This is a genomic window from Pseudomonadota bacterium (genome assembly GCA_018823285.1).
In the GTDB taxonomy this organism is placed as follows: domain Bacteria; phylum Desulfobacterota; class Desulfobulbia; order Desulfobulbales; family JAGXFP01; genus JAHJIQ01.
Genome location: JAHJIQ010000003.1, coordinates 105,795 through 132,586, shown reverse-complemented (window position 1 = coordinate 132,586; position 26,792 = coordinate 105,795). Strand labels below are relative to the sequence as shown.

The window sequence follows — 26,792 nt, the reverse complement described above, 5'->3', positions numbered from 1 at the left end:
TAACAGTTGACGGGATCACTGTAAGCGGCACCGAAGAAATAAGAAATGCCACCACCGGCAATTATCTCACCGTCCCGCCAGATGTAATTGTCATGTGGTCCGGCACAACAGTTCCCGGCGGCTGGGCCCTCTGTGATGGCAGCGTCCACGGTTCGGTCACTACCCCAAACCTCGTCGACCGTTTTATCTTGGGTGCCATTCTTTCAACCGTCGGAGATGATCCAAGAAACCCCCAAGGATCTAGTACGACTGTGGGGCACACATTGGGTCTTACCGAGATGCCAAACCATAGTCATACAAGTACATATGTTGGAGGAGGAGCGCCGAGGATGTTTGATGATGGTGCAGACGGTTATGCAGATATGTCAAATATACCTAATCAAACAGGATATACAGGAGGTAATACTAATTTAGAAACGGATCCTCATAGTCATATGATTGATAACTATAAACCGAAGTATTACGCTCTTGCCTACATTAAAAGAGGGGTCAAATCTTCCTTTGACTTATGGTGATGGTGTGGTAAAGGAGATACATGTCAAGACCGCTTAGAATAGAATATCCCGGAGCCTGGTATCATGTAATGAACCGTGGCAGAAGAAAGGAGAACGGAAAACCGGGACAAATCTATTTTTCTCTTCAAAACGGGAGACAGGCCAGGAAAACGGATAGATTTATTTTTCAGTTTGGTATGAGTTAAATCCACGTTTTTCGTGAATTGACTTCCGTTGTTCCTAGGCTAGAATGTCTGCGGATGAGGCTTTGGGAGCATTTGATGAAACGATGAATATTCCGGTTGAACTTCGGGATATCGAAATTAAGAATGCACTGCAAATAGCCTGTCGGGAAAAGATTTATGCGTACGATGCCTATTTTCTTGAGTGTGCCTTGTTGTTGAGATGCCCGCTTCTCAGTTTGGATGGGAGGATGCAGGATATCGCAGCATCGTTGGGCATAAAAACTATCGAGGTGCAGAGATGAAAGCGTATACCTATTCAGAGGCTCGGAAGCGGTTTTCCAAGGTGCTGGATTCTGCCAAAAAGGAAGAGGTTCTTATCAAAAGAAGAGGCGGCGAGGTTTTTCCCCTTGTTTTGAAGAAGAGTTCATGAAGGGGTCAAGTCCGCTTTTGACCTTTGTGGTTAAGTTTGATAAGTTGAAAATATGTCCAGACCATTACGAATAGAATATCCAGGCGCCTGGTACCATGTGATGAACCGAGGCAGGCGGAGCGAAGAGATTTTTATTGACGCTGCGGATCGTGAAGCATTTATCAAGGTTTTGCAGGAATCCTCAGAGCTATGGAATTTCAGAGTGTCGGCCTATTGTCTTATGTCGAATCACTACCATCTTTTAATCCAGACACCGGAGGGGAATCTCTCTCGTGGTATGCGGCACATAAACGGAGTTTATACTCAACGCTTCAACCGTCGCCACAAGAAAGAAGGGCAGTTGTTTCGCGGTCGCTATAAAGCAGTTCTTGTTGAGGCCGATAGCCATATTCTGGAGGTTATGCGATACATTCACAGAAATCCTCTCCGGGCAGGTTTGGTCAAGTCCCTCAAGGATTATCGTTGGAGTAGCCATGATGGTTTTCTGTCACAGGCAAAGAAATGGTCCTGGCTTCAAAAAGATGATCTGCTTGCAATGCTTGAAACTTCGCAGCCAAAACAAAGATCAGTATATATCGACTTTGTCTCGAAAGGCGAATCCGAAGAAATAGAGAGGTTCTATTCATTAAAAAATCTTCCATCGATATTTGGTGACAAATCGTTCAAAGAGTTTATTGGGAAGAAGTTTTCGGACTTGTTGAATCAGCCGGAGGTACCAGAATCGAAGGAGTTGGCTCCTGAAATTGAAAAAGTAATATCGGCAGTCTGTAATTTCTACCGTGTTTCACGGGCGGAATTGTTTAAATCGAGAAGAGTCTCTGGGGTCAGGTCTTGAAATATAAGATTTTGTGTGGTGATTCGGCGCAATCCGCAGACGGGCTCGGATGTCTGCGGATGAGGCTTTACGGAAGCGGTTTTCCAAGGTGCTGGATTCTGCCAAAAAGGAAGAAAGGTCTCTGGGGTCATCCATTAAAAGGCCCTTGTCAAGAGATAGTCCTCTCCCGTGGGATGGGAAAACCCTTTTCCCCTCTTGGGAAGGTTATGTGCAGAGTTCTCCGTCATTGTGATCAAGGATTCTTTCCCCGCACCCGGTATTTCTATCGTTTCATGGCATAGTTTTCGGCCACTTCCTGGCTTGGTGGAAAACTCTTAATATTGTTATGAGATCTGCAGATGCGTGATAAATGATCGTGTAGGGGGTGCTTGTGATCACAAGTTCTCGTGTGTTGTGCAAGCGTCCCTGGCTACCCAGAAGCGGTTGATCTGCAAGGAGTTTGACTTTGTCTATTATTCTTCCCGCCAGCTTACCGGCAGCCATTGGGTTTTCTTCTTCTATATACACTCTGATATTGATCAGGTCTGACAGGGCTTCTTCTTCCCATCTTATTTGCATTGTGGCGGCTCCAATTCTCCTTCCGAGCCCCAGCTTGCAAGCCATTGTTTAACATTCTCCTGAGAAGCGAATTTCCCGGTCCCGTTTTCCAGCTTGGCAAGAGAATGTTGGATCTCCTCAATTTGCCACGCCTCATGCTCAACATATTGTTCTACCGCTTTTGACATGAGCCAGGCACGTGAACGGTCCGAGATTTTTGCCATCATGTCAAGTTGTCGCAATATCTTCTCTTCAAGTCGTACTGATACGGTTTGGCTCATAATTTCCTCCATCGGTGGTCATTTGTTTACATTTAATTATACTTCTTCGTGGATATTAAATCTAATTGTTTTTTATGACGTAACGAAAGTGATAGGGAGTAGTGGGGCGTGACAAATGGATGTTTATAAGGGGCCAAGCCAAGTGATTGATAATCTGTTTAACTAGTCCAAAACGGCGCAATCTCTGGGGTCATCTCTGGTCTCTGGGGTCAGGTCTTGAAATATAAGATTTTGTGTGGTGATTCGGCGCAATACGCAGACGGGCTCGGATGTCTGCGGATGAGGCTTTACGGAAGCGGTTTTCCAAGGTGCTGGATTCTGCCAAAAAGGAAGAGATTCTGATCAAAAGAAGAAGCGGCGAGGTTTTTTCCCTTGTTCTGAAGAAAAGTTCGGCTTCACCATTTGATGTTTCCGGTATTCATTGTAATGCAGCCACGGAGGACATTCTGGACGCAATTAGAGATTCAAGATCAGGCCGGAAATAATCCTTGGGGTCTTAGGCTGTAGTATTGTGTGATGGTCAGAAGCGCCGAATTCGGGATCCAGGGATATTCTTCTGCCTCTAGTGCGACAGGAAGAGGAAGCAAAAGACCGACGGCAGAAAAATCCCCAAAAAAAACAGACAACCGAAACCAAGGAGTAAATGGGCAGGCAAAAGAGTTGCCCCGGTGTCTATCCTCTTTGCCGTCGTGGTTTTTGCACAATTGTTTTTACAGGGGTTCGGGTAGGATTTGGTCCTGCGTGCCAACTTCTTTAAGGTGTATGCAATATTTTCAGGAGTGCACCCAGATCCAGAGGTTTTTTCAGAAAACCAATCTCCCCTGGGTGAACATGCATTCTCGCAAACTCCTGGTGGGAACAGGCTGACATCATGATGATTTTTGTTCCGGTCGATTCTTTCCGGATCTTGGGCAGTACGGTGAATCCGCTCTGATCGGGCAGATTGATATCCAGCAGCACGAGATCCGGTTGCCAATGCCTGGCAATGAATATCCCGCCGTCACCGGTAAATGTTGAGCGGGCTGAATGACCGGCAAGTTCCAGTTGGATTTCCAGGGTCCGGCATAAGACCATGTCGTCGTCTACGATCAGAACAGATTTTGTATTCACTTCGTTGAACTCAAATTTTGGTATGAAAAAATGCCCACGCCAGGAGTGTAGACTGGCGTGGGCCGGGGGAAGAAACCACCACAGAGCTACCTCTGAAGTGGCATAGGGGGCTGGTTGAACATTTAATGACAGGGATGTCGCCATCTCCCTTGCCGGTTTCATGGTTCGAGGTTTCGCTGAAATATCGGCATATTCGGACCGCGGTCCACGCTTTTAACATGTCAAGCGAAACGCATGCTCTCCGCAGCTCGAAGTCTCACGCTGTTTGCTGTCTGCTCCGTGGAGCTTCAAGACACCCGTATTCCAACTGATATAACGAATTCCCAACCTGTTTGTTTCAGAGAGTTGCGCAACTCCATATTCAGGTGAGTCATTTAAGATGCAAGTTTAGCAAGGAGTATGCCATAGGGGAGAGGCGCATTTTTTTGTACGTAACGTCTTGATTTGTTTGATAAAAGGAAGACGGTGGCGGTTTTTGGACAGGATGTTGCCGTCAGTTTCTGTTGGGGCCGGTGGCCAGAAACTGGTGTTAGGGGGTCAGTTGAAAGTCGGAGATCTTTTTGCGGAGGGTGGTGGGTGAGACATCCAGAAGGCGTGCCGCCTTGCTTATGTTCCAACCATTTGCCAGGAGTGTTTTCTCAATATGAATTCTTTCGGCATCTTTCAAGGTGATCGGGTGGAAACAATTTTCTCCGGAGGCTTGATCGTCAAGGGAAAAATTCAGATCATGGTTGCTGATGACCTGACTTTTGGCAAGGGCTGCCGCTCTGGTTAAAATATTTTCCAGTTCGCGGACATTACCTGGCCAGTCATGACTGATCAATTCGGCCATTGCTTTGTCGTCAATGGAGAGTGGTGGCTGATTCAACCTGGCGCCGACCTTTTTCAGAAGCCCCGGGACCAGAAGGGGAATGTCCGATCTGCGCTCCCGCAAGGGGGGCATGGAAATCGTTGAAACCGCAAGCCGATAAAAAAGGTCCTGGCGGAAACTGCCGTCCCTGACCATCTTCTGTAAATCGCAGTGGGTTGCGGAAACCACTCTGGCTTTTAACGGAATCGGCGAGAGTCCGCCAACCCGGACAAATTCCTCTTCCTGAATCACCCGCAGCAGTTTTCCCTGCAGGTCCAGCGGCAGGTCCCCGATCTCGTCAAGAAATACGGTGCCTTCTTTGGCAAATTCGAGCTTGCCGATCTTTTGTGAATCCGCGCCGGTAAAAGCTCCCTTTTCATGACCGAAAAATTCGCTTTCCAGCAAAGTCGGAACCACGGCTGAGCAGTTGATTGCCACAAAAGGGTGGCCAGCAGCTCCTGCCTGATGAAGGATCCGGGCAGCCAGTTCCTTGCCGGTACCTGTTTCTCCCTGAATCAGAACGCTGATCCTGCTTCTGGACAGCAGGCCGAGAAGTTTGTGGACTTCCAGTACGGCGGGGTGTGAACCGATCATGTCATCATTTGTCGAAACCTGACCGGTCGGCTCCTGTTTGCTGCCGGCGGCTGGAACGGCTGCACGGTGTCTTTCCACCTTCTCGAACATGAGCAGGACGTCATCAAGATCAATCGGTTTTCTGATGTAATCAAAAGCCCCGGCCCGCATGGCTTCAACAACACTCTTGTTGTCAGGATTTCCGGTCATGATGATGACCGACGGGCGGTTTTGGCTTTGCAGGAAAGAGGGCAGCGCTTCCAGACCGTTCGCATCCGGGAGATTCACATCCAGCAGGACGAGGTCCGGGCTGGATGAATCAAGCAATTGTTTCCCGGTTGAGATATCAAAACCGGAAAAAGTGGTGTGGCCTGCCCGGCCGAGATGAATTTCCAGGGTTCTGCACAAAGCGCGGTCGTCATCGACTATCAGGACGTTACTCATATCTCCAAACCTCGGAATGGCAGTTTTATGGTGAATCTGGCTCCGCCACCGGGAATATTTTCCGCAGCGACTTCACCCCCGTGATGCTCGATAATTTTCCGGACATTTGCCAGGCCGAGCCCTGTGCCATCACGCCTGGTGGTGAAAAAAGGCTGAAACAGCCGGTCAAACTGCGCCTCTTTGATCCCCGGGCCGCAATCGGTAACCGACATGACAAATCGTTCATCGTCATCTTCGAGCAGGCGCCCGGTGAGGGTGACCGTACATTCCGGTTCCGACCAGTGAATAGCATTGCTGACCAGATTGACCAGGGCGCGGTTCAGGTATTCCCGGTCGCCGAAAAAGGAATGATGATCCAGCAGGTCATCAATGTGCAGGAAAATTCCCTTGCTGCCGGCTTCTTTTTTCAGGAGTCTGACCGTCTCTTCAGCAAGATCTTTAAACTGTATTTCTTCGGGGTTCAGCTGAATGGGCCGTCCATAGTTCATCAGGTCGGAAAGCATGTTCTCAAGACGCGCGGTCTGCTGGGAGGCGATTTTCGCCATTTCCGAATAGGTCGGATCATCAGCTACTTTTCTGGCGAGAGATTGCAGGTTTATTTTGACTGAGGTCAGAGGGTTGCTCATCTCGTGGACGATTCCGAAGGAGAGTTCTCCGACAGCAGCCATTGACGCGGAATGAGCGAGCGCTTTCCGGGAGAGGGCGAGTCTGTCAAGCATTTGATTGAATGCCGCACCGAGCAGCTGTGATTCTTTGTCGGGCAGGGCCGGCATTCTTTCTCCAAATTTTCCTTCCGAGATTCTCCGGGCTACTCTGGCCAGATCATGCATCGGTTTTGCGAGAAGGTTGGCGCTTCGGGAAGAAATGATAAAGATCAGGAGCAGCGTGATCAGGCTGGTCGCAATAGTGAATGAGATCCCGACATAGAGCCAATGATATGCTTCGCTCTTGTCCACCTCGGCGATGAGAACCCAGCCGGATTCATCAATCAGGGATGAGATGCCTACCACCGTGTTGCCCCGCCAGTCTTGATATTCATGAATGGCGCCGGTGCTGTCCGAGAGAAACCCGGGGGGGAATTTCCCGACTTGGCCCTGGATTGACCCCATCCCGAAATTGGAGGAAAGATAGCGCCCCTCATTGCTGACGATATAGAGTTTTCCGCTTTTGCCAAGGTCGCCGGTATTGCCGAGTATCCTGCCGATGGAGTTGGTGATATCCAGTTTGGCAATGATAAAGGCAAAGGTTTCTCCGTTTTTGTCGAGAACGGTTTTGCCGATGGGCATCAGTACCTTGCCATCTTCGATGGTGTAATTTGATGAAAAAACAAAATCCTCTCCGTTTGACAGCGCCTCTTTCAAATCAGGTGGCGGGGAGGGAGAAGAGTCCCCGGGCGGGGCAACCGACAGGATTTCCAGTGCCCAGTCATCCCGGTATGCTGCAAGCAGTTGATATCTGGCATGCCCTGCACCAAGAGAATCGACAGCCCGATGCAGAGCACGGAAGGGATTGTGCCCGGAATATGATTCATGTTTTTTGGGGCAGCTTATATTCGCGGCGTAAGTGAATTCTTTTTTGGTGTAATGAAGCCATTCCTTGAGCCAGATCATCCGGGAGGTCATGGCATAGCCAAGGTGTCCCTCTTCTGAATCAACAATGGCCTGTTTGCCGAAGTACTGGCTGGCAAAGGCCATACTGAGAAGAGGTACGAGTCCCCCAAGAAGCATGCAGCGAAAAATCCGTCGTGCCAAGCTTGATTTGACCATGATTATTCACCCCCCCGAATCAATGATCGAGCGATCTCATATTAACATAATTAACAGTAATTTCATTATTTTCCGACAATTGCAGTTTCCGTTTATTCTGAATACCACAGCGTATCATGGTGGAGTGAAGAACCTCATGTAATGGACAGGCAATGATTTGGAGATCAGGATTTGATGAATCAGTTCCGATGAGTGAAGAGAGAACTCTCCCGGCGATGGTGAAATGGATGACTGCGATGTATGAGGAGGGGCTCTGCTTGCGGAAAGATCGCAAGGGAAGTTCCATTGCGGTGGTGATGCGGCTGTGGTACATTCCCGCCATGCAAAAAACGCTTTTTCCATCCGGGCGGGACCCCTTTGAAAACCGGCATGAAAAGTTCAGCCGCAACGACCTGAACGAGGCCCAGCTTGAGGCGGCAACCGCCATGGGCAGCCCGATCCTGGTCATCGCCGGGGCCGGGACCGGCAAAACCAGGACCCTGGTCTACCGGATGGCCTATCTGATCGAACAGGGGGTTCCTGCCGACAATATCCTGCTCCTCACCTTTACCCGAAAAGCGTCCCAGGAGATGACCGAACGGGCCGGGCGGCTGATCGATGATCAGGGGCAGAGGGTTACCGGAGGCACCTTTCATTCGGTGGCCAATGTGCTGCTCCGCCGTTACGCGCACCATCTCGGGTATCCGGCCAATTTCACGATCCTTGACCGGTCGGATTCGGAAGGGATCATCAATCTGCTGAAATCGTCGATGGATCTGGGAGGAGCCGGCAAACGTTTTCCGACCAGGAGAATGATCTGCAATCTTTTTTCCCGGTCAGTCAACAAGTGCCAGGATCTGGTGCAGACCGTTGACGAACAGTACAGCCACCTGCATGAAAATTTGCCCGAACTGGAGAAGATCCGCGACAACTACCGCAAGTTCAAGCTTGAGCATGGCTTGATGGATTATGATGACCTGCTGGTCAACCTGCGCAAGGTCCTGGCGGAACATGATGCGGTGAGGCGTGAGGTCGCCGACCGCTTTCATCATATCCTGGTGGATGAATATCAGGACACGAACCCCATTCAGGCCGAGATCGTGAAACTGATCGCCGCAGGAAGAAACAATGTGATGGTGGTGGGGGACGATTCGCAGTCGATCTACAGTTTCCGGGGCGCCGATTTCAGGAATATCATGGATTTTCCGAAGATTTTTTCCGGGACGCGGATCGTGAGGCTTGAAGAGAATTATCGCAGTACCCAGCCGATCCTGGCGATGACCAATGCCATTATCGAGAAGGCGGAAGAAAAATACACCAAAAAACTTTTCAGCAGTATCGAAGGCAAAGAACGACCTGTTCTCCAGGGCTTATGGGACGAAAACGCCCAGGCCCGCTGGGTGGTCGACCGGATCGATGAGCTGGGTGAGAAAGGTGTTCCGTTGCGCGAGATCGCGGTGCTTTTTCGTTCCGGATTTCATTCCTACAAGCTTGAGCTTGAACTGACCAACCGGCAGTATGTTTTTGAAAAAAGGGGCGGGATGAGGCTCACCGAATCGGCCCATATCAAGGATGTTCTTTCCTATCTGCGGGTGGTCAATAATCCGCAGGACAATCTTTCCTGGAACCGGATTCTGCTCCTCCTCGACAAGGTAGGGCCGCAGACCGCGAGGAAGATTCTCGAAGAAGTCAGGAACGGCGAAGACGCCCTGGCGGCGATCCGGGACTATCCTGGTAAAGGTTCCTGGAGACCCGGGCTTCTGAAGATGGTCGAGATGCTTGAACTGATCGGCGGGCACGGGATGACCCCGGTTAAAATGTTTGACACGGTCATGGAGTACTATCAGGAGATATTCGAAAGGGTCTATCACGATGATTACCCCACCCGGACTAGGGATCTCGAACAGATGCGCCAGCTGGTTTCCGGATACGGCGATCTGCAGACCCTGATGGATGATACCACCCTTGATCCTCCGGAAGCTGCCGCTGATTCAGGCGGCGCCACGGATGGTGAATGTTTGATCCTGTCGACCATCCATTCGGCGAAAGGGCTTGAGTGGGACAACGTCTTTGTGATCAATATGGCGGCCGGGCGCTTTCCCAGCTGTCAGCCGTTTATGCGGGACGAGTGGGAGGAGGAGAGAAGAATGTTTTATGTCGCCGCCACCAGGGCCAGGAAAAAACTTTTTCTCTCTTACCCGCGTGAGGTGATGACCTTCGACCGGCAGGCTGCCGCCGGGGGCATTTCCCCGTTTCTCGCGGAGATTCCTTCTTCCCTATTTGATTCCGGCACCGGTGGTGGAGAGAGTAGAGGGTTTGCAGCCGGACCTGCACCGGGGAATAAGTTTAGGCAAACTGCAAAGAAAAAAACCCCGGACCTGGCGAATCTGAAGGAGGGAACCCAGGTGAATCACTCCTTCTTCGGCCGCGGTACGGTCGAGAAGATGGCCGGCAGCCGGAGTGTGGAGGTTTTTTTTCCGCGGCACGGCAGGAAAACTCTCCACCTCGATTATGCCAGACTGGAAGTGATTGAATAATGAATTACCCTGAAGCCTGGTCATTTCTGGATAATCTGCAGTTCTTCAAGATCAAGCTCGGGCTTGATTCGATGCGGGCCTTTCTGAAAAGTGTCGGCGACCCCCAGCGGGAGATGAAGTTTGTCCATGTGGCCGGGACCAACGGCAAGGGGTCGGTGTCGGCGAATCTCCTGACCATGCTCTCTGCGGCCGGTTACAGGACAGGTCTCTATACTTCACCGCATCTCACATCCGTTCGGGAGAGGTTCAGGATCAATGACGCCTATATTTCCGAGGAGGAATTTGCCCGCCATGCCTCCCGGATACGATCGGTGCTGGATGGGAAACAGATCACTTATTTTGAATTCACAACTGCTCTGGCTCTTTTGTGGTTTGCGGAACGCCGGGTGGACCTGGTTATTCTGGAAGTGGGCCTCGGCGGGCGGCTTGATGCCACGAATGTGGTCGAACCACTGGTCGGGGTCATTACCAATGTCTCTATGGATCATGAGGCGTATCTTGGCAACACTCTGCAAGAGGTCGCCTCGGAGAAGGCCGGGATTATCAAAAAGGGGGTGCCCGTTGTTTCAGGGGTAGCCGAGGATATCAGTCGGGAGGTGGTTGTTGAGACCTGTCGGGCGAAAGGGGCGGTGCTGTATCTCCTTGGTCGGGATTTCAGTTACCTGGAAACCGGGAACGGGGTCTGGTCGTATCATGGTCTGAATGAGGGGCGATCTTTTTCCGGTCTGCCCCGCGGGCTGGCCGGCGGATACCAGACCGGGAACAGCGCTCTGGCGCTGGCAGTGATCGATATCCTTGGTGATAAAGGGTTTAACGTCCCGGAGGAGACGATCAGATCTTCAATCGGCAAGGTGAGCTGGCCGGGCAGGTTGGAATCGTTTTGCCTTACTGAACCTTTGCTCGAAAAAATTGATTGTCGTGATGTTGGCGCCGATCCTTTATTGTTCCGCCGTTATCTTCTGGATGGAGCCCATAATCCGGCTGGCATTGAAGGGCTTGCCGAGTATCTGGAGCATCTGCCGGGAAAACCTCGGCTGATTATGGTCTGGGCTTCCATGTCCGACAAGGATTATGGTTCTGCCCTGCGCCGGATCGCCTTGCTGGTTGACAGATTGATCTTTTGCCGGCCGGAGGAGGAGCGCTCTGCCACCCCTGAAGAACTTACCCGGGCATTGCCTGATGCACAGAGAGGGAAGGCGGTAGGTGCGGAAAGTGTTGCCCGGGCTCTCGAAGTCGCCAGAAATCTGGCCACCGGCGAGGACCTGATCTGTGTGGCCGGATCGTTGTACCTTGTCGGCGCCGCAAGGGGACTGCTTCTGGGAGAACTCGTCTGATGAGCTGGGAAGACGATATTCTTTTCGCCGGTGTCGATGATGACGCGATCAGGCGGGAAAAATCCAGAGCCAGGGAACTCAGGAAAAGCAGGTGGTGGCAGAACAGGATATCAGCCGGAAAGTGCGAATACTGTGGAAAGGGGGTTCACCCGAAAGAGCTGACCATGGATCATGTGATTCCCCTGGCCCGAGGGGGGCGCAGCGAGAAAAACAATCTGGTTCCGTGCTGCAAGGAGTGCAACAGCAAAAAGAAATCGGCCCTTCCCCAGGAGTGGGACGAGTATGTCCAGGGTTTTGGGGATCGGTAAACCCAGATCTTTTCGGGTTCAGCCGTTGGCAGAAGCCCTCATGCATTTCGGACAGACCCCTGAAAATGATACATGGTGCCCGGTAATCCGGTAGCCGGTCGAACCAATGGCCTTATCTTCAAGCTGTTTGTCCATGGGCATATGTACATCGTCAACCCGTCCGCACTCCACGCAATTGATATGGTAATGTGGTTCTGAATTGCCGTCGAACCGTTTGTGCGGTTCGCCGAAATCGAGTTTCTGGATAGTCCCGCATTCGTTCAGCAGTTCGAGGTTACGGTAAACGGTGCCGAGGCTGACCCGTGGCAATCTTTTTCTGACCATCGTGTAGACTTCGGCGGCGGTCGGATGGGATGTTACCTTGCAGAGTTCCTCAAGAATGACTTTTCTTTGGCTGGTCTGGCGGACGATTTTATTTTTTGCTTCGTTTCCCATGATCTCACCTCCACTAAATGACGCATCCCCTGCCGTTTACCTTATCCAGAATTGTGAAAAATGCACTAAAATTCTGATTTGACGTCTATTCATCACCGAAACAGATCCCGATTTCACGTGCGGTCAGGACTTTGTCACTGTCGGCGGGGACTTTTTTTCTCTGTTTGATGGCCGCCTCCAGGGGCACTGCATCCATTTCACCGCTTACCAGTGCAACCATCTGGTCAAACTGTTCATTTTCCGCCATCCTGACTGCCGCTGCACCAAAACGTAAGGCAAGAAGGCGGTCGAAGGTGGTAGGGGAGCCGCCGCGCTGGAGATGACCGAGAACCAGTGACCGGGTATCTTTTTTTGCGCAGAGTCTCATCTGGGATGCGACCCATTCGCCGATTCCTCCCAGCAGAACCTCCTGGCGACCGGCGGCACACTTGGTGGCGTCCTGACGGATAATGTCCGACGAAACCGCCTTGGCTCCTTCGGCTACAACGATGATTGAATAATGTTTGCCATGCAGTTCGTTATCGCTGATCTTTCGGCAGATGGCGGGGACGTTGAATGGAATCTCCGGGATCAGGATCACGTCCGCGCCGCCGGAGATCCCGGAATTCAGGGCTATCCAGCCGGAATCCCGGCCCATGACCTCGACCACCATCACCCGGTCATGAGATTTGGCGGTGGAGTGGATCTTGTCGATGGCCTCGGTAGCTGTCGAGACAGCGGTATCGAATCCGAAGGTCAGCTGGGTTGCTTCAAGATCGTTATCGATCGTCTTGGGCACCCCGATCACCGGCATCCCTTTTTCGGTGGCGAAACGATGGGCGATTTCGAGACTGCCGTCACCACCAATGGCGATATGGCAAGTGAAGCCCATTCTGGTGAAGTTCTGCATGACCCGGTCGGAGACATCCCTGATCTGGACATCTCCCGCCAGGTTTTCAACGGGCATGGCAAAGGGGTTCCCCTTGTTGGTTGAGCCGAGGATGGTCCCGCCGGTCGGGGTGATATCCTGGACTTTTTCCGGGGTGAGCCTGATCAGTTCGTCGGTGTCGAGCAGGCCGAGGTAGCCGCTGCGGCTGCCATAGACCTCCCAGTCTCTGGAGTGTGCGGCATTGACTACTGCATAAATGACTGCGTTCAGCCCCGGGGCATCACCACCGCCGGTGGAGATCACTATCCGTTTCATCTTGCCTCCTTCCCATGTCCGCTCTATTTTTAATATCTGAAGTGTCTCTGTGTAATCCGGGGATGTCTGAAATATCTGTCCGGATGATGTGACTTGTATTATAGAAATAACGGTTCAATTATCAATATAGCAAATTACAATCGGAGTTTTTAAGAAAAAGCAGTTGCATTACTTGAAAAATAGGGGTTTTCACCGCTCCTTGGCAAGTCCAGCCGGCAATCGTTTAAGTTTTTTGTTAAGTTCGTGAATTGACTATTTTATATGACGCGCTTATTATGCTATAATACTTGATCGGCGAATGGTTATCATTTACGTTTGGTCGGGAACCGGAGTAGATTTTTAACATTGAATGAAAAATTTACTTTTTACTTTTTATTAATATTCACTGGAGGATAAATCATGCTGGAAGTTACAGAACTGGCAATTTCAAACCTCAAGGCCTACATGGAGCAGAACAATGTTGACTCTGCCCTGCGTGTGGCCCTGATGCAGGGCGGCTGAGCTGGCCCATCACTGGGATTGGCTCTGGATGAGCCAAAAGAAAACGATACCAAAGTTGAAGAGAGTGACCTCACGTTTCTGGTCGACAATGATCTCATGGCTTCCTGCGGCGAGATCAAGATCGATTTTATTGAGAGCGGAATGAGATCCGGTTTTTCCATCTCTTCCAAGATTCCCGTTGCCGGTTCCGGCGGCGGATGCAGCAGCGGTTCCTGCGGTTCCGGCAGCTGCGGCTGATAAACTGCAGTAAAATGGATCATCAAAAAACCCGGTCTCCTGACCGGGTTTTTTTTTCTGTTACGGGGAGTATTTTTTCCCTCCTCCTTTCAGGGCGAGTATCTCGAGAAAGGAGAGGATGTCGCTCATCTCTTCACTCTGCAGGTCCAGTCCTTCACCCCGCAGGGCGACTTCAATGCAGAAATTCACAGCTTCTGAGGGGTTTGCGACCATGACGCCCATGATCTCGAAGTTTCGTTTGCCCATCAGGTCAACACCGAGGTCGAGACCTTTCTCATGACAGGTCAGGCATGTTTTGCCGCTGGTGCCGTTGCCGAATGACGGGTCGGAGAAGAGTCTTTCCCCGCGAACAGGGTCACCGGCAAGACAGGGTGCAGTCGCCAGCAAAACCGCGAGACCTGTTATTATTTCTTTCCACATTTTAATTCTCCGTTACAATAAAATAGAGACAGAATAATTTTTCATATCCACTCCCCATGAGGTTGTCAATGTCCGGGCATCCGAAGAGAACTTTCTGCGAATGGATTGTCAGTCTGCTTGTCCTTGCCCTTGTTGCTGTACCTGTACAGGCGGCAACAGTCAGGGATCCGGTATGGGCGGGCAGTTTTTATCCCGGAGAGAGCAAGGCGCTCGAGGATTCCATCACCCGGCTTACTGAACAGGCTGCAGAAACCGTAATCACTCCGCCCACCGGCAAAATCCTGAAAGCGCTGGTCATGCCCCATGCAGGGTACATCTATTCCGGCTGGACCGCCGCCCATGTCTCCCACGTTCTACAGAAGGGATCTTTTTCCAGAGTGGTTCTGATCGGCCCTGACCACCGGGTCGGGATTGCCGAAGCGGCCGTCAGTGACGCTGAGCTTTTCCGGACCCCGCTCGGTTTTATCAGAATCGACAAAAGCGCTGCAATCCTGCGGAACCAGTCTGATCTGTTCCGGGTTGTTGCGGCCACCGACCAGGCCGAGCATTCCCTCGAGGTCATCCTGCCTTTTCTCCAGCAGTATCTCGGCGGGTTTGATCTGGTGCCGATCGTTCTTGGGAGAAGTAACGTGCAAAGGGTCGCGGATGCGATCGCCGATATTCTTGACGACAAAACCCTGCTGGTGATCAGTTCCGATCTTTCCCATTACCTGCCCTATCAGGAGGCGGTTGCCAGAGACCGGCTGACCCTTGATCAGCTCATGGGTCTTGATGATCAAGGTTTGGCTGCCGGTGAGAACAAGGCCTGTGGTATTGAGGGGTTGAAGGTTCTCATTGCGCTGGCAAAAAAATTCGGCTGGCAGCCGAAATTGCTGCATTATTCAAACAGCGGAGATACCGCGGGCGACCGGAACAGAGTGGTCGGGTATGCCGCACTTGCCTTTTATGGAGAAGACGCGATGGCCTCTGAACTTACTGCCGCTCAAATCAGCCCTGAGCAAGGGGCACTCCTGGTGAAACTTGCCCGGAAAACCATTGTTGAGAAGCTCGGGTTTAAAGCTGATCCTGCAGTCGAGAGCCTTCTTGACAAAGGTCTGGCCGATCCGGTGTTTAAAACCAGAAGAGGGGTGTTTGTCACTCTTCATAAAAACAGCCAGCTTCGGGGATGTATCGGCAGTCTGACCGGATCTTCTTCAATCGTCGAGGGGGTAAAGCGCAACGCCCTGAACGCAGCCTTTGCCGACCACCGGTTCCGCCCGGTGACCGCAGATGAACTGGATGCGATTGAGATGGAGGTGAGCGTTCTTACCGAGCCGGAACCGTTCCACTATAAAACCGCCCAGGAGCTTATTGACGGAGTCCGCCCGAAAATTGATGGTCTGATCATTCGCAAAGGGATCCATTCGGCGACCTTTCTTCCCCAGGTATGGGACCAGTTGCCCGAACCTGAAGCCTTTCTGTCCCATCTCTGTCAAAAGGCGGGGCTCGCCCCGGATGAATGGAAGCGGGGGGAATTGGAAGTGCTGACCTACCAGGTGCAGTATTTTGCCGAGGAAAAATGATCTTGCCATAAATCGAGTGGTCGTTGCCACCGGTGTTTCCTCAGTGGTGACCCAGCTTCTGGTGATCCGGGAATTTCTCGCCCTCTTTCGCGGCAATGAATTCGTCATCGCCCTGATCCTGTTCAACTGGCTGATCCTGGGCAGCATCGGCACAAGGCTTGCCCGAGCTGTTGCCGATTCGCTGCCGCTGAGCAGGAAGGTTCTTGCCTGGATTTCCTTGCTGCTCGCCGTTTTCGCCGGCGCCCAGTTTCTGCTGATCCGGGAACTGCGTGACCTGGTCTTTACCCACGGCACGTCGGTGGGTTTTTATCACACCTTCATTTACACCGTCCTGACGATTGCTCCTTACTGCCTGCTCCTTGGTTTCGCGCTGCCGTACAGTCTCTATCTGATCAGAAAGGAAATGCCGGATTATTCCGGAGCAAGGGTCTACATGGCCGACAATCTTGGTGATGCGAGCGGAGGGGCGCTGTTCACCTTTGTCCTGGTAACCTTTGCCACCCCTTTTCAGGCGCTCCTGCTTTCGTCTCTGCCCCTCCTCCTGGCGACGATTTTCCTGTTTCAAAGCACGAAGCGCAGGGTTCTGTATTCATTCATGTGCCTCGCGGGATTGCTCTTGCTGATTCTGCTTGTGAAGTTTGAGCCTTCTTCGCTTGTCCCGTCGGAGGGAGAGCTGGTCCATTACCAGGAATCACGTTACGGCAGGATTGAAATCCATAAAGACCGGGAGCAGTTCACCCTCTTTGCAGACGGGGTGCCGGTCTTCAGCAATCAGAATCTGAGCAGGGCGGAGGAGGCGGTCCATTATCCATTGTCCCAGCTTGATCAGGTGGGGCGGGTTCTGCTTGTTTCGAGCGAGGGCGGCATATTTCAGGAACTGCAGAAATACCGGCCGGAGGCGATTGATTATCTGGAGCTTGACCCGGAGATGTCCGCAGTCCAGTTCAGATTCGGCCTGATCCGGGAAATGGCGGGGCTCGAAGTCATCCATCAGGATGGGCGGGAGTGGCTTTCCGAAACCAGGCGGAAATATGACGCGATCATCATGAGTCTTCCGGAGCCGGAAACCTACCAGGTGAACCGTTTTTTCACCGACGAATTCTTTGCTCTGGCCCTGATGCATCTTAAGCCGGGGGGGATCCTTTCCTTCAGCATGCAGGGGTATGACAATTATCTGGCGGAACCGCAGCGGCAGAAACTGTCCCTGGTGTATGAGACCGTTAAAAATTCCTTCCCCCATGTTCTTCTGCTGCCGGGTGACAGTATTTATTTTCTCTGCAGTTCAACCCCCCTTTCCCGCGATATCCCGAGCCTGCTTGACCGGAAGGGGATCGCAACCCGCTATATCAGCGCTTATTATTACGGGAATCTGACCGATGAGAGGATCGATTATCTTGCCGATCAGCTTCTTGAAACCGGCGCCCTGAACCGGGATCTCGACCCCAGGCTGATGCGGATGATGTTCGGCCAGTGGTTCAGCAAGTTTCAGGATTCACCGCTGGTCTTCTTTGCGGTACTGGGCGTGCTGTTGATCCTCTATCTTGCCTGGTGCCGCAAGGAGGAGTTTGTGCTCTTTTCCACCGGGTTCATGACCATGGGGTGCGAGATTCTGGTGATCTTCGCTTTCCAGATTTACTATGGTTATATTTATTCCCAGATCGGACTGATCGTCACCGTGTTTCTGGTCGGTCTGCTGCCCGGAGCCTGGTATGGCGACCGGTCCATCCGGAATCCGGCCCGACTGTTGGTGATGCTGGATGCGCTTCTTGTCGCGGCGGTACTTCTCTTCGGGCTCGCTCTGGCGATAACCGACGAGCGGATGCCGGTGTACGGGATGATGATTTTCGGCTTTGCCGTCTCCTTTATCTGCGGCTGTCAATTCCCGGCAGCCCTGAAAATGGGAGGCGGCGGGAGCGGGGCGGTTTCCAGGACCTTTTCGGCGGATCTGATCGGCGCCGCCTGCGGGACGCTGCTGACCAGTGTGGCGTTGATTCCGTATCTCGGGATCCTGCAGACGATAGCGATTCTGGCGGGTTTGAAAATGATGAGTCTGCTGGTTGTAATGCAAAATGCAAAATGAAAAATGCAAAATGAAAAGTGAAAAAAGAGGACGGGTGGGATGAAAAAGATCAATCGGCGAAAACTGATCATCGGGGGCACGGCGGCTGCGGCGGTCGGTACGGTGTCGGCCCGCGCTTTCTGGCCCTTCGGCGACAGCGGAACAGGGGGCGCTGCCGATATCACCGGCCGGATATTCCGGGGAGATGCGCCGGATAAACCATGGAAATGGTCCAAGGAGGGGTTTCTTTACGTCAAGCTGGAACAGGACCGGGTCATGTGTTCAATCTGCCCCAACGCCTGCGTTCTTTCACCCGGCGACCGCAGTGTCTGCCGCTCCCGGGTCAATATCGACGGAGTTCTCTACAGCCTCACCTACGGGAACCCGTGTTCGGTCCATGTCGATCCCATCGAAAAAAAACCGCTGTATCACTTTCGGCCGCAGAGCAGGGCTTTTTCGGTGGCCACCACCGGCTGCAACTTCCGCTGCCTGAACTGCCAGAACTGGGAGATCTCGCAGGTCAAACCGGAAGAGGTCCGCCAGTATGAGATCTTTCCCCCCGAAGTGGTGACACGAGCGAAGGAGGCGGGATGTTCTTCGATTGCCTACACCTACTCCGAGGCGATCACCTATTTTGAATACATGCACGATACCGCAAAACTTGCCCGGCAGGATGGGCTTGCAAATCTGCTGATCTCGAATGGCTACATCAACAGAACACCGCTTCTGGAACTCTGCAAGGTGCTTGATGCGGCCAACATCAACCTGAAGTCCCTGGATGACGGTATCTACCGGAAATTGAACGGGGGGCGGTTGCAGCCGGTGCTGGACGCTTTGAAAACGATGCATGAACAGGGAGTGCATCTGGAGATCACCAATCTGGTGGTTCCCGGCTATGTGGACAAGCCGGACATGGTCAAGGAGATGTGCGGCTGGATTTTAAAAAATCTGGGCCCCGACCACCCGCTCCATTTCCTGCGCTTTTTCCCTAAATACAAGCTTGATCGGTTGCCGCCGACCCCGGTTTCCATCCTGGTTGAATTTCGTGAACTGGCGATGCGCGAAGGCATACGGTATGCCTATGTCGGTAATGTCGCGGACCATCCGGGAAACAACACGTACTGTCATCAATGTCAAAAACTGCTGGTGGAGCGCACCGGATATACTATCCCGGTCTACAATCTGGTTGGCAATCAATGTAAATTCTGTGATACTGTGATTCCCGGAGTCTGGACCTGATTTTCTTTTCTTTAAAAATGCTGATACCCTCTGGTTGCGGACCAGATGGAGCAGCTGGAATCCCAACTCATATTTCCCATGGCAGACCATCGTAAAAACCTTACCGAGGAGAACGGCCGTCTGCTCCGCAATATCGCGGCGGCATCGGTTGGCGTTGCGCTCCTCCTGGTCTCGGTGAAGCTGGCGGTCTGGCTCTTGACCGACTCTTTAAGCATCCTCGCCTCCCTGGTTGATTCGATGCTTGATGCGGCCTCTTCTTTCCTGAATATGCTGGCGATCCGTTATTCCCTGAAATCTGCCGATGACGATCATCGCTTCGGCCATGGCAAGGCGGAGTATCTGGCCGGTCTCGGGCAGGCGCTCTTTATTGCCTGCTCGGCCCTTTTTATCGGCTTTCAGGCTTTTGAAAGATTGTCGGCGCCCAGGGTTCTGCAGAACACCGGGGCCGGTATCGCCATCATGATTTTCGCCATCGCGGTGACCGGTTGCCTGGTCTATTTCCAGAACCGGGTGGTCAAAAAAACCGGATGCATGGCGGTCAAGGCGGATTCGGTGCACTACTCCGCAGATCTTTTTACCAATACCGGAAGCATCGGCGCGCTGGTGCTGGCCGGTTTCGGCTGGCCTGAGGCGGACCCCTTTATCGCGATGGTGATTGCGGCCGTTGTTCTCTACAACGCCTGGCAGGTGGGCCATGAATCGAGCCAACTGCTGATGGACCGTGGGCTGCCGCCGGAGACCGAGAAAGAGATCGAACGGATTGCCCTGAGTCATACGACGGTGCTTGGGGTCCATGATATCCGCACCAGGCTTTCCGGGCAGGCCAGACTGATTCAGCTCCATCTGGAACTTGAAGAGAACCTGCCGCTGGGAGAGGCGCATAGGGTGGCCAAGGAAGTCGAGGCGGCGATCGAAGCGGTTATCCCCGGCGCCGATGTGATCATCCACCAGGATCCGGTTAAAAACGGCGCCTCCTGACCCATTCTCCACTACAGGCTCTTTTTCTTTGCTTGCCATGTCTGACAGGTAGGCTATAATGTCGTAATTATTGGAATAAATCGTAAGATAGCAGCAGGTGTCAATGGCTTCGGGAGAGTCGGTTTGATTGAAGACGGCGTGTTTGCGTTTTTGCCTTCTTCTCTCTTTTTTTATTTAATATAATCAGCTGGTTAGCCATTGCTAATGGCAATAATATTAAGATGATCAACAATCAGAGAACCATTAAAAACCAGGTGTCGATATCGGGGATCGGTCTCCACACCGGGCAGGATGTGAACCTGAAACTTGCCCCGGTTCCGGTCAACACCGGGGTCCGGTTTTTCCTGAACACCCCCAAGCATCGCAACATCTTTCAGCTCACCCCGCGGGCCATCATCGATACCACCCAGGCCACGACCATCGGCGGCGACTCGGCAAGCATCTCGACGATCGAGCATCTGCTTTCCGCTCTCCATGCCTACGGGATCGACAATGTGGATATCACCGTGGTGGGGGAGGAGATCCCGATCCTCGACGGCTCGGCGCTGCCCTTCGTTCACCTGATCAAGGCGGCCGGGATCAAGGATTATGACGAGCCCAAGGAGATCATCAAGTTCGGCCGGGAAGAGCACATCCGTGACGGCGACAAGGTCATCTCCTATAAACCGGCCGATGATGTGGTGATCGATTTTACCATCTATTTCAGCCACCCCCTGATCGCCAAGCAGTCATACGTTTACAAGCTTGATGAACAGACCTTCGAGGATGAGATCGCCCCGGCCCGGACCTTCGGTTTCCTGCAGGACGTTGAAAAGGCGCGGGCGATGGGTCTGATCAAGGGCGGCAGCCTGGACAATTCAGTGGTCCTTGATGAAGAGAAGGTCATCAATCCCGAAGGGCTCCGTTTCGAAGACGCCTTCGTCCGGCACAAGATCCTCGATTTTATCGGGGATATCTACGCCATCGGCAATATCCGCGGCCATTTTGAAGTGCAGCGGTCCGGGCATGGTCTGAACAATCTTTTTCTGAAAGAATTTTCCGGTCTTTGATTTGCAAAATCTTCCGGTTGTACCTATAGTTTAGCCTCGAAATTTTCAGGAACAAATCACCATATAACCGCCGGCCCGTCCAGTTCGAACCGGGCCTGGCCCGTTTAAATTCAGGAACAAGAAACGCTATGGAATGTCATGATGCGATCAGGAATCTGGAAGAAGGGTTGAAGAAACAGATCATCGGCCAGGAGAAGCTTGTGGAGCGTTTGCTGCTCGCGCTTCTGGCCGACGGTCATCTCCTGGTTGAAGGAGCGCCGGGGCTCGCCAAGACCCGGGCGATAAAATGTCTGGGCGATGGAATCGAGGGTGATTTCCACCGCATTCAGTTCACCCCCGATCTGTTGCCCGGGGATGTGACCGGTACCGATATTTACCGGCCCGAGGAAGGAACATTCACTTTCCAGGCGGGACCTGTTTTTCACAATCTGGTACTGGCCGACGAGATCAACCGCGCCCCCGCCAAAGTCCAGTCGGCGCTCTTGGAGGCCATGGCCGAAAGGCAGGTCACCATCGGCCGGAAATCCTACCCGCTTCCCGATCTCTTTCTGGTGATGGCGACCCAGAATCCCATTGAACAGGAAGGGACCTATCCGCTTCCTGAAGCCCAGCTCGATCGCTTTCTGATGCATGTCAGTGTCGGCTACCCGGATGCGGCAGCCGAAAGGAAGATCCTCGATCTGGCCAGGCAGGAGGAGGCGGCCACCGGCGAAAAATTTGCCGCCGTTGTGAGTCAGGAGCAGATCTTCGCCGCCCGTCGGGCCATACATGGTATCCATATGGCGCCGCCGGTTGAAGAGTATATTATCCAGCTGGTCATGGCTTCAAGATATGCCGGCAGGTATTCCGAGGAACTGGCGGGCTGGATCGAATATGGCGGCAGCCCCCGGGCGACCATTGCCCTCGACCGCTGTTCCCGGGCCCTGGCCTGGCTCCGGGGGCGTGATTTTGTGAGCCCCGGTGAGGTCCAGGAGATCATCCATGACGTTCTGCGCCATCGGCTTATCCTAAGCTTTGAGGCGGAGGCAAACGGCATAACCAGAGACCATGTCATCGATTCGATCCTGAAACATGTACCCGTTTCCTGAAAATCAAGAGAAACCAGGGCGTACTAACGGCAATGGTCCCACCGGCGCCTATCTTGCGCTGACGGACTTGATCCGTCTCCGTTTCGGGGCCAGGGAACTCAAGCTGAACCGACAGCGCAAGACCTTCAGTCTCCTGGTCGGCCCCCACCAGACCAGATTCCGCGGAAGGGGCATCGAGTTTGAAGAAGTCCGGGCCTACCAGGCCGGTGACGATATCAGAAGCATCGACTGGCGGGTCACCGCCCGAAGTGGAAAACCCCACACCAAACTGTTCCGTGAAGAGCGGGAACGGCCGGTCCTGTTGCTGGTCGATCAGGGGCTGTCGATGTTTTTCGGCAGCAGAACCTGCTTCAAATCGGTGATGGCCGCGCACATCGCCTCTCTCTTGGCCTGGGCCGCCTTCCAGCAGAATGACCGGGTCGGCGGGCTCGTCTTCAACGCCTCGTCCCATTCGGAAGTGAGACCAAAACGCAGCGCCCGGAATGTCCTGCAGCTTTTAAACGCGATCACCACCTTTAACCTCTTGCTGAACCGGGAGATGGTCGAACCGGACAGAGGAATCAACCGGGGGCTTGAAGAACTCCACCGGATCACCCGACCGGGGTCGAACATCTTTCTGATCAGTGATTTTCACGGATTCAACGACCAGGGACGGGAGAATCTCTTTCAGCTGAGCCGCCATAACGATATCACCGCCTTTCTGGTTTTTGATCCCCTGGAGAAGGAACTGCCTCCGCCGGGGACTTACAGTTTTACCGACGGCCGCAACCGTTTCCGCATTTTTACCGGCTCCCGGTCGTTGCGAACGGATTTTCAGAACGCTTATACAAAACGTCACGACCGGCTGAAGGGGGCTTTCGACCGGATGGGGATCCCTTTGATCCCGGTCTCCACGGTTGAGAAGCCCCTTTATTTTTTAAGGGATCTTTTCAGGGCGAAATGAACATGAACGGTGACCCGCTTGCCGGGCTGAAAGATATTCATCTGCCTGCCGATATCGGTTGGTGGCCGCCGGCTCCGGGCTGGTGGCTCCTGGCCGTTGTTGCGGGACCGCTCTTTTATTTCCTGGCCCGGAGAGTGGTAGCCTGGCTGAGAAACAGGAGATACCGGCGCGAGGCCATATCCGGGCTCAGGAAAAGTTTTGCCGCTTATGGAAAGCATGGCGACGGGTACCGGTTTTTATGTGAGGTTTCGGTTCTCCTGCGCCGATTGGCGATTCACCGCTACGGAAGAACGGTGGTGGCCGATCTTACCGGCACGGACTGGCTTGAGTTTCTGGACCGCACCGGGAAAACCGGCGAGTTTACCGGCGGGGCAGGGAGTGCGCTCGGCGAGGCGATCTACAGTGGAAAAGCGGAGGGTGATCCGGAAAAAATAGTCGCCCTTGCCGAACAGTGGATCAGGGTGCAGAGATGACGTTTCATTTTCTCTGGCCCTGGATATTCATTCTTGCCCCGCTGCCCTGGCTGGTATACCGGTTGGCGCCGCAGGCAAAGGGCGGGGACGCGGCCCTTCTGGTTCCGTATTGTAGCGATCTGGTCGAGATCGGGGACGGGGCGGGCACCGGGGTCGCCTCCGTCAGGATCATCCGGGTGGTGCTGGCCCTCGGCTGGTTTCTCCTGGTTGCGGCTGCGGCCAGGCCGCAGTGGGTCGGCGAGCCCGTCCTGATGCCGACTTCCGGCCGCGACCTGCTCCTGGCCGTGGACATCTCCGGCAGTATGGCGGAAGAAGACATGATCCTGGATGGCAGGCAGACAAGCCGGATCGAGCTGGTCAAGAAGGTGGTGAACGACTTTATCGACCGCCGCCGGGGCGACCGGGTCGGCTTGATTCTTTTCGGCACCCAGGCCTATGTCCAGGCCCCTCTCACTTTCGATCTGAAAACGGTCGGCGAACTTTTCAATGAAGCCCAGCTCGGTTTTGCCGGGAAGAAGACCTCCATCGGGGACGCGATCGGTCTTGCCGTCAAACGGCTGAAGGAACGGCCGGCGGAGAGCCGGATCCTGATCCTGCTCACCGACGGCAGCAATACCGCGGGCAATGTGTTGCCGGCACGAGGCGCTGAACTCGCGGCAACCACCGGGGTTACGGTTTACACCATCGGGGTCGGGGCCGACGAGATGCTGGTCCGGAGCCTGTTCGGCACCCAGCGGGTCAACCCCTCCGCCGATCTTGACGAAGAAACCCTGCAGATGATCGCCGAAACCACGGGTGGGCGTTATTTCCGGGCCCGCAATCCCGATGAGCTGGAAGATATCTACCGGATGATCGATAAACTGGAACCGGTCATCCAGGAGAGCGAGACCTATCGGCCGGTGAAGGAGCTTTTTTTCTGGCCCCTCGGGGTTGTGCTGCTTGTCAGCTTCGGAATGGTGGGGATGAACATTCTCGGAAATTATTTCGGAACACGGTTCGGGGGTGGCAGATGATCGATTTCATGCCGACCGGTTTTCACTTTATCAGGCCCGAGTGGCTTTTCGCGCTCATTCCATCGCTTTTGTTTTTTTCCTGCCTGCTTGCGATGAAGATGCAGGGCAATCAGTGGAGCAGGGCTGTTTCCAGGGACCTTCTGCCGTATCTTCTTGACGGGGGAAAAAGCGGCGGCAGGTCCGGGTTATTGGCAATCCTGCTGGCGGCCTGGACGGTCGCTTCCATTGCCATGGCAGGTCCGGCCTGGAACAAGCTGCCCCTGCCGGTCCTGGAAAAGGAGGACGCGCTGGTCATCATCCAGGACCTCTCCCTTTCGATGTTCGCCCAGGACCTGTCCCCTGACCGGATGACCAGGGCCCGGCATAAACTTACAGATATCCTGAAAAAGAGAAATGAGGGCGTTACCGCCCTGATTGCCTATTCCGCCGAGGCCCATACCATTGTCCCATTGACCGATGATATCCGGACCATCGAAAATATGGTGCCCGCTTTGTCTCCGGCAATCATGCCTGGATATGGCAGCAATGTGGCGGCCGGTGTCCGCAGGGGGCTCGAATTGATCAGCGCCGGTGGAGGGGGCCGGGGCAGGATGCTCCTGATCACCGACGAGGTGACCGCAGAGGATGTGCGGACAATCCCCGCGATGCTTGAGGGGCGACCCGTGACCCTGTCGGTGATCGGGGTGGGCAGCGAAAACGGCGGGCCCATTCCGATGAAGGATGGCGGATTCTGGAAGGATGCGAACGGCACAATCATCGTTCCCACCATGGACCGGAGGCTGCTGAAAGAACTCGCAGCCGGCAGCGGCGGCAGGTACAGCGATATTACGCTTACCGATGCCGACATCGATTATCTGCTGGCTTCGGAGACGTTGATCGAAAGCTCCGATGAATATAAGCGACTGGAGAGGGAGTTTGACACCTGGCAGGACATGGGGAGCAGAATAGTGTTGCTGCTTCTGCCTCTCGCGCTTTTCGCCTTTCGCCGGGGGTTGATCGTTGTCCTGTTTCTGGCCATAATCTTTACCGGCGGCGAATGCCGGGCGATGAGCTGGCCGGACCTCTGGCTGACCCGTGACCAGCAGGCGGCGAAGGCCATGCAGAAGAACGATTTCAGCGGCGCGGCGGAGACTTTCAGAGAACCTGGCTGGAAAGGGGCCGCCCGCTATCGCGCCGGTGATTATGAAAAAGCGGCGGAGATGTTTTCCGGACTCGAGAGCGCGGATGGATTCTACAACCTTGGAAATGCCCTGGCAAAGGGCGGGCAGCTGAACGAAGCGATCCAGTCATACAAGAAGGCGCTGGAACTTGCTCCGGAAATGAATGATGCCCGGGACAACCTGGAACTGGTGGAAAAGCTGTTGCGGGAACAGCAGCAACAGCAGAAGGATCAACAGGGTGGCCAGGGTAAGGAAGACCAGCAGGGCGGTCAGGATAAAAAGGGTGAGAATCAGGCCCGGCAGCAGGGTGGCCAGGACGGGCAAAGTGGCCAAGAGCAGGGTGACCGGCAACAGGAGAGCCCGGGTGAAAAAGGTGAAGAGCGTGGCGACCAGCAGGAAAAGGGAACGCAGCAGGATGATCAAGAGCAGGGTGAGCAGGGAGATCAGGCTGAAGAGGGTTCCGGAGATGCTTCACAGGATGCCGACAAGTTGAATAACGAGCAAAAACAGAAACACGGAGACCCGTCTGAGGAGAAGGCCGGGCAGGATAAGAGTGATCCGGTGTCTCACACCGATGGAGATGAAAAGGGCGAAGCGGGCAAAGAGGAGGGTGTTTCGGCTGATGAACAGCCGCTCTCTGAAGAAGAGCTGCAGGCCATTGAACAGGTGCTGCGGAATGTGCCCGATGATCCCGGCGGACTGTTGCGGCGCAAGTTCGAGTATGAGTATCAGCAGAACCGATCGCAAAATAAATCTAATAATAACAGTAAGATATGGTAAATGAAATGA

The 26,792-nt window shown here is 53.5% G+C and carries 27 protein-coding genes; 19 read left to right on the top strand and 8 right to left on the bottom strand.

All coding sequences use genetic code 11. The features are described 5' to 3' along the window. The first annotated feature begins 92 nt into the window (after positions 1–92). The 4 genes from KKG35_01210 (at position 93) to KKG35_01195 (ending at position 1,944) form a co-directional block, all read left to right on the top strand. On the top strand, positions 93–515 hold the full coding sequence (locus KKG35_01210) for a phage tail protein (protein MBU1736737.1): 423 nt from the start codon (positions 93–95) through the stop codon (positions 513–515). Between the two features lie 229 nt (positions 516–744). Further along, positions 745–981 (top strand): hypothetical protein, encoded by a 237-nt coding sequence (locus KKG35_01205; GenBank protein MBU1736736.1) that lies wholly within the window; start codon positions 745–747, stop codon positions 979–981. Next, positions 978–1,109, top strand: a complete 132-nt coding sequence (locus KKG35_01200; protein MBU1736735.1) for a type II toxin-antitoxin system Phd/YefM family antitoxin — start codon at positions 978–980, stop codon at positions 1,107–1,109. Before KKG35_01205 ends, KKG35_01200 begins: the two co-directional genes overlap by 4 nt. A gap of 100 nt (positions 1,110–1,209) precedes the next feature. Further along, entirely contained in the window at positions 1,210–1,944 is a 735-nt protein-coding gene (locus KKG35_01195; protein ID MBU1736734.1) for a transposase, read from the top strand. A gap of 270 nt (positions 1,945–2,214) precedes the next feature. Here the strand turns inward: KKG35_01195 and KKG35_01190 are convergent, their stop codons facing one another. After that, a complete protein-coding gene (locus KKG35_01190; protein MBU1736733.1) occupies positions 2,215–2,547 on the bottom strand; it encodes a type II toxin-antitoxin system RelE/ParE family toxin in 333 nt (110 codons plus the stop codon). Continuing rightward, positions 2,493–2,762 carry a ribbon-helix-helix protein, CopG family gene (locus tag KKG35_01185; GenBank protein ID MBU1736732.1) on the bottom strand — a complete coding sequence of 90 codons (270 nt, stop codon included), beginning with the start codon at positions 2,760–2,762 and terminating at the stop codon, positions 2,493–2,495. Before KKG35_01185 ends, KKG35_01190 begins: the two co-directional genes overlap by 55 nt. A gap of 269 nt (positions 2,763–3,031) precedes the next feature. On the opposite strand from KKG35_01185, the gene KKG35_01180 reads away from it, so the two are divergent. Beyond that, positions 3,032–3,247 carry a prevent-host-death protein gene (locus KKG35_01180; GenBank protein ID MBU1736731.1) on the top strand — a complete coding sequence of 72 codons (216 nt, stop codon included), beginning with the start codon at positions 3,032–3,034 and terminating at the stop codon, positions 3,245–3,247. Positions 3,248–3,515: 268 nt separating this feature from the next. Here KKG35_01180 and KKG35_01175 read toward each other — a convergent pair whose 3' ends face one another. The 3 genes from KKG35_01175 to KKG35_01165 all read right to left on the bottom strand — a co-directional run bounded on the left by KKG35_01175 (position 3,516) and on the right by KKG35_01165 (position 7,505). Then, positions 3,516–3,872, bottom strand: coding sequence for a response regulator (locus KKG35_01175; protein MBU1736730.1), 357 nt, complete (start codon positions 3,870–3,872; stop codon positions 3,516–3,518). Positions 3,873–4,401: 529 nt separating this feature from the next. Continuing rightward, a complete protein-coding gene (locus KKG35_01170) occupies positions 4,402–5,739 on the bottom strand; it encodes a sigma-54 dependent transcriptional regulator (GenBank protein ID MBU1736729.1) in 1,338 nt (445 codons plus the stop codon). Continuing rightward, positions 5,736–7,505, bottom strand: coding sequence for a sensor histidine kinase (locus KKG35_01165; GenBank protein ID MBU1736728.1), 1,770 nt, complete (start codon positions 7,503–7,505; stop codon positions 5,736–5,738). Before KKG35_01165 ends, KKG35_01170 begins: the two co-directional genes overlap by 4 nt. Before the next feature lie 320 nt (positions 7,506–7,825). Between KKG35_01165 and KKG35_01160 the strand changes: the two genes are divergently transcribed. From KKG35_01160 to KKG35_01150, 3 genes are read left to right on the top strand one after another with little or no spacing between them, the layout of a single operon-like run. Beyond that, the gene (locus tag KKG35_01160; protein MBU1736727.1) at positions 7,826–10,021 is read left to right on the top strand and encodes an ATP-dependent helicase; all 2,196 of its coding nucleotides are present in this window, start codon (positions 7,826–7,828) and stop codon (positions 10,019–10,021) included. Further along, positions 10,021–11,355, top strand: a complete 1,335-nt coding sequence (locus KKG35_01155; protein ID MBU1736726.1) for a bifunctional folylpolyglutamate synthase/dihydrofolate synthase — start codon at positions 10,021–10,023, stop codon at positions 11,353–11,355. The genes KKG35_01160 and KKG35_01155 overlap by 1 nt, the downstream gene beginning before the upstream one ends. Then, positions 11,355–11,663, top strand: coding sequence for an HNH endonuclease (locus tag KKG35_01150; protein MBU1736725.1), 309 nt, complete (start codon positions 11,355–11,357; stop codon positions 11,661–11,663). Before KKG35_01155 ends, KKG35_01150 begins: the two co-directional genes overlap by 1 nt. A gap of 18 nt (positions 11,664–11,681) precedes the next feature. On the opposite strand, the gene KKG35_01145 is transcribed toward KKG35_01150, so the two are convergent. Continuing rightward, entirely contained in the window at positions 11,682–12,098 is a 417-nt protein-coding gene (locus tag KKG35_01145; protein ID MBU1736724.1) for a transcriptional repressor, read from the bottom strand. Between the two features lie 85 nt (positions 12,099–12,183). Continuing rightward, a complete protein-coding gene (locus KKG35_01140; GenBank protein ID MBU1736723.1) occupies positions 12,184–13,281 on the bottom strand; it encodes an ATP-dependent 6-phosphofructokinase in 1,098 nt (365 codons plus the stop codon). A gap of 399 nt (positions 13,282–13,680) precedes the next feature. Between KKG35_01140 and KKG35_01135 the strand changes: the two genes are divergently transcribed. Next, entirely contained in the window at positions 13,681–14,019 is a 339-nt protein-coding gene (locus tag KKG35_01135; GenBank protein MBU1736722.1) for an IscA/HesB family protein, read from the top strand. A 60-nt stretch (positions 14,020–14,079) separates the two neighbouring features. On the opposite strand, the gene KKG35_01130 is transcribed toward KKG35_01135, so the two are convergent. Next, the gene (locus tag KKG35_01130; protein ID MBU1736721.1) at positions 14,080–14,439 is read right to left on the bottom strand and encodes a hypothetical protein; all 360 of its coding nucleotides are present in this window, start codon (positions 14,437–14,439) and stop codon (positions 14,080–14,082) included. 68 nt (positions 14,440–14,507) lie between these two features. Between KKG35_01130 and amrB the strand changes: the two genes are divergently transcribed. From amrB to KKG35_01080, 10 genes are all read left to right on the top strand, one after another. Then, positions 14,508–16,001, top strand: coding sequence for an AmmeMemoRadiSam system protein B (gene amrB / locus KKG35_01125; GenBank protein ID MBU1736720.1), 1,494 nt, complete (start codon positions 14,508–14,510; stop codon positions 15,999–16,001). Then, on the top strand, positions 15,985–18,081 hold the full coding sequence (locus KKG35_01120) for a hypothetical protein (protein MBU1736719.1): 2,097 nt from the start codon (positions 15,985–15,987) through the stop codon (positions 18,079–18,081). The genes amrB and KKG35_01120 overlap by 17 nt, the downstream gene beginning before the upstream one ends. Positions 18,082–18,120: 39 nt before the next feature. Next, positions 18,121–19,299 (top strand): AmmeMemoRadiSam system radical SAM enzyme, encoded by a 1,179-nt coding sequence (gene amrS / locus KKG35_01115; protein ID MBU1736718.1) that lies wholly within the window; start codon positions 18,121–18,123, stop codon positions 19,297–19,299. A gap of 78 nt (positions 19,300–19,377) precedes the next feature. Then, positions 19,378–20,277, top strand: a complete 900-nt coding sequence (locus KKG35_01110) for a cation diffusion facilitator family transporter (protein MBU1736717.1) — start codon at positions 19,378–19,380, stop codon at positions 20,275–20,277. 221 nt (positions 20,278–20,498) lie between these two features. Continuing rightward, complete coding sequence (gene lpxC / locus KKG35_01105; GenBank protein MBU1736716.1) at positions 20,499–21,326, top strand: UDP-3-O-acyl-N-acetylglucosamine deacetylase; 828 nt, start codon at positions 20,499–20,501, stop codon at positions 21,324–21,326. A 128-nt stretch (positions 21,327–21,454) separates the two neighbouring features. After that, positions 21,455–22,414 carry an AAA family ATPase gene (locus tag KKG35_01100; protein MBU1736715.1) on the top strand — a complete coding sequence of 320 codons (960 nt, stop codon included), beginning with the start codon at positions 21,455–21,457 and terminating at the stop codon, positions 22,412–22,414. Then, positions 22,398–23,357 (top strand): DUF58 domain-containing protein, encoded by a 960-nt coding sequence (locus KKG35_01095; protein ID MBU1736714.1) that lies wholly within the window; start codon positions 22,398–22,400, stop codon positions 23,355–23,357. Before KKG35_01100 ends, KKG35_01095 begins: the two co-directional genes overlap by 17 nt. Positions 23,358–23,359: 2 nt before the next feature. Next, positions 23,360–23,830, top strand: coding sequence for a DUF4381 domain-containing protein (locus KKG35_01090; GenBank protein MBU1736713.1), 471 nt, complete (start codon positions 23,360–23,362; stop codon positions 23,828–23,830). Next, positions 23,827–24,843 (top strand): VWA domain-containing protein, encoded by a 1,017-nt coding sequence (locus tag KKG35_01085; protein ID MBU1736712.1) that lies wholly within the window; start codon positions 23,827–23,829, stop codon positions 24,841–24,843. The genes KKG35_01090 and KKG35_01085 overlap by 4 nt, the downstream gene beginning before the upstream one ends. After that, positions 24,840–26,783, top strand: a complete 1,944-nt coding sequence (locus tag KKG35_01080) for a VWA domain-containing protein (GenBank protein MBU1736711.1) — start codon at positions 24,840–24,842, stop codon at positions 26,781–26,783. The genes KKG35_01085 and KKG35_01080 overlap by 4 nt, the downstream gene beginning before the upstream one ends. The last annotated feature ends 9 nt before the right edge of the window (positions 26,784–26,792 follow it).

Bases quoted from the DNA above. Each gene is read 5' to 3' on its own strand.
- KKG35_01210 (MBU1736737.1), top strand. From the start codon at position 93: ATGTGGTCCGGCACAACAGTTCCCGGCGGCTGGGCCCTCTGTGATGGC.
- KKG35_01205 (MBU1736736.1), top strand. From the start codon at position 745: ATGTCTGCGGATGAGGCTTTGGGAGCATTTGATGAAACGATGAATATT.
- KKG35_01200 (MBU1736735.1), top strand. From the start codon at position 978: ATGAAAGCGTATACCTATTCAGAGGCTCGGAAGCGGTTTTCCAAGGTG.
- KKG35_01195 (MBU1736734.1), top strand. From the start codon at position 1,210: ATGAACCGAGGCAGGCGGAGCGAAGAGATTTTTATTGACGCTGCGGAT.
- KKG35_01190 (MBU1736733.1), bottom strand. From the start codon at position 2,547: ATGGCTTGCAAGCTGGGGCTCGGAAGGAGAATTGGAGCCGCCACAATG.
- KKG35_01185 (MBU1736732.1), bottom strand. From the start codon at position 2,762: ATGAGCCAAACCGTATCAGTACGACTTGAAGAGAAGATATTGCGACAA.
- KKG35_01180 (MBU1736731.1), top strand. From the start codon at position 3,032: ATGTCTGCGGATGAGGCTTTACGGAAGCGGTTTTCCAAGGTGCTGGAT.
- KKG35_01170 (MBU1736729.1), bottom strand. From the start codon at position 5,739: ATGAGTAACGTCCTGATAGTCGATGACGACCGCGCTTTGTGCAGAACC.
- KKG35_01165 (MBU1736728.1), bottom strand. From the start codon at position 7,505: ATGGTCAAATCAAGCTTGGCACGACGGATTTTTCGCTGCATGCTTCTT.
- KKG35_01160 (MBU1736727.1), top strand. From the start codon at position 7,826: ATGCAAAAAACGCTTTTTCCATCCGGGCGGGACCCCTTTGAAAACCGG.
- KKG35_01155 (MBU1736726.1), top strand. From the start codon at position 10,021: ATGAATTACCCTGAAGCCTGGTCATTTCTGGATAATCTGCAGTTCTTC.
- KKG35_01150 (MBU1736725.1), top strand. From the start codon at position 11,355: ATGAGCTGGGAAGACGATATTCTTTTCGCCGGTGTCGATGATGACGCG.
- KKG35_01145 (MBU1736724.1), bottom strand. From the start codon at position 12,098: ATGGGAAACGAAGCAAAAAATAAAATCGTCCGCCAGACCAGCCAAAGA.
- KKG35_01140 (MBU1736723.1), bottom strand. From the start codon at position 13,281: ATGAAACGGATAGTGATCTCCACCGGCGGTGGTGATGCCCCGGGGCTG.
- KKG35_01130 (MBU1736721.1), bottom strand. From the start codon at position 14,439: ATGTGGAAAGAAATAATAACAGGTCTCGCGGTTTTGCTGGCGACTGCA.
- amrB (MBU1736720.1), top strand. From the start codon at position 14,508: ATGTCCGGGCATCCGAAGAGAACTTTCTGCGAATGGATTGTCAGTCTG.
- amrS (MBU1736718.1), top strand. From the start codon at position 18,121: ATGAAAAAGATCAATCGGCGAAAACTGATCATCGGGGGCACGGCGGCT.
- KKG35_01110 (MBU1736717.1), top strand. From the start codon at position 19,378: ATGGCAGACCATCGTAAAAACCTTACCGAGGAGAACGGCCGTCTGCTC.
- lpxC (MBU1736716.1), top strand. From the start codon at position 20,499: ATGATCAACAATCAGAGAACCATTAAAAACCAGGTGTCGATATCGGGG.
- KKG35_01100 (MBU1736715.1), top strand. From the start codon at position 21,455: ATGGAATGTCATGATGCGATCAGGAATCTGGAAGAAGGGTTGAAGAAA.
- KKG35_01095 (MBU1736714.1), top strand. From the start codon at position 22,398: ATGTACCCGTTTCCTGAAAATCAAGAGAAACCAGGGCGTACTAACGGC.
- KKG35_01090 (MBU1736713.1), top strand. From the start codon at position 23,360: ATGAACGGTGACCCGCTTGCCGGGCTGAAAGATATTCATCTGCCTGCC.
- KKG35_01085 (MBU1736712.1), top strand. From the start codon at position 23,827: ATGACGTTTCATTTTCTCTGGCCCTGGATATTCATTCTTGCCCCGCTG.
- KKG35_01080 (MBU1736711.1), top strand. From the start codon at position 24,840: ATGATCGATTTCATGCCGACCGGTTTTCACTTTATCAGGCCCGAGTGG.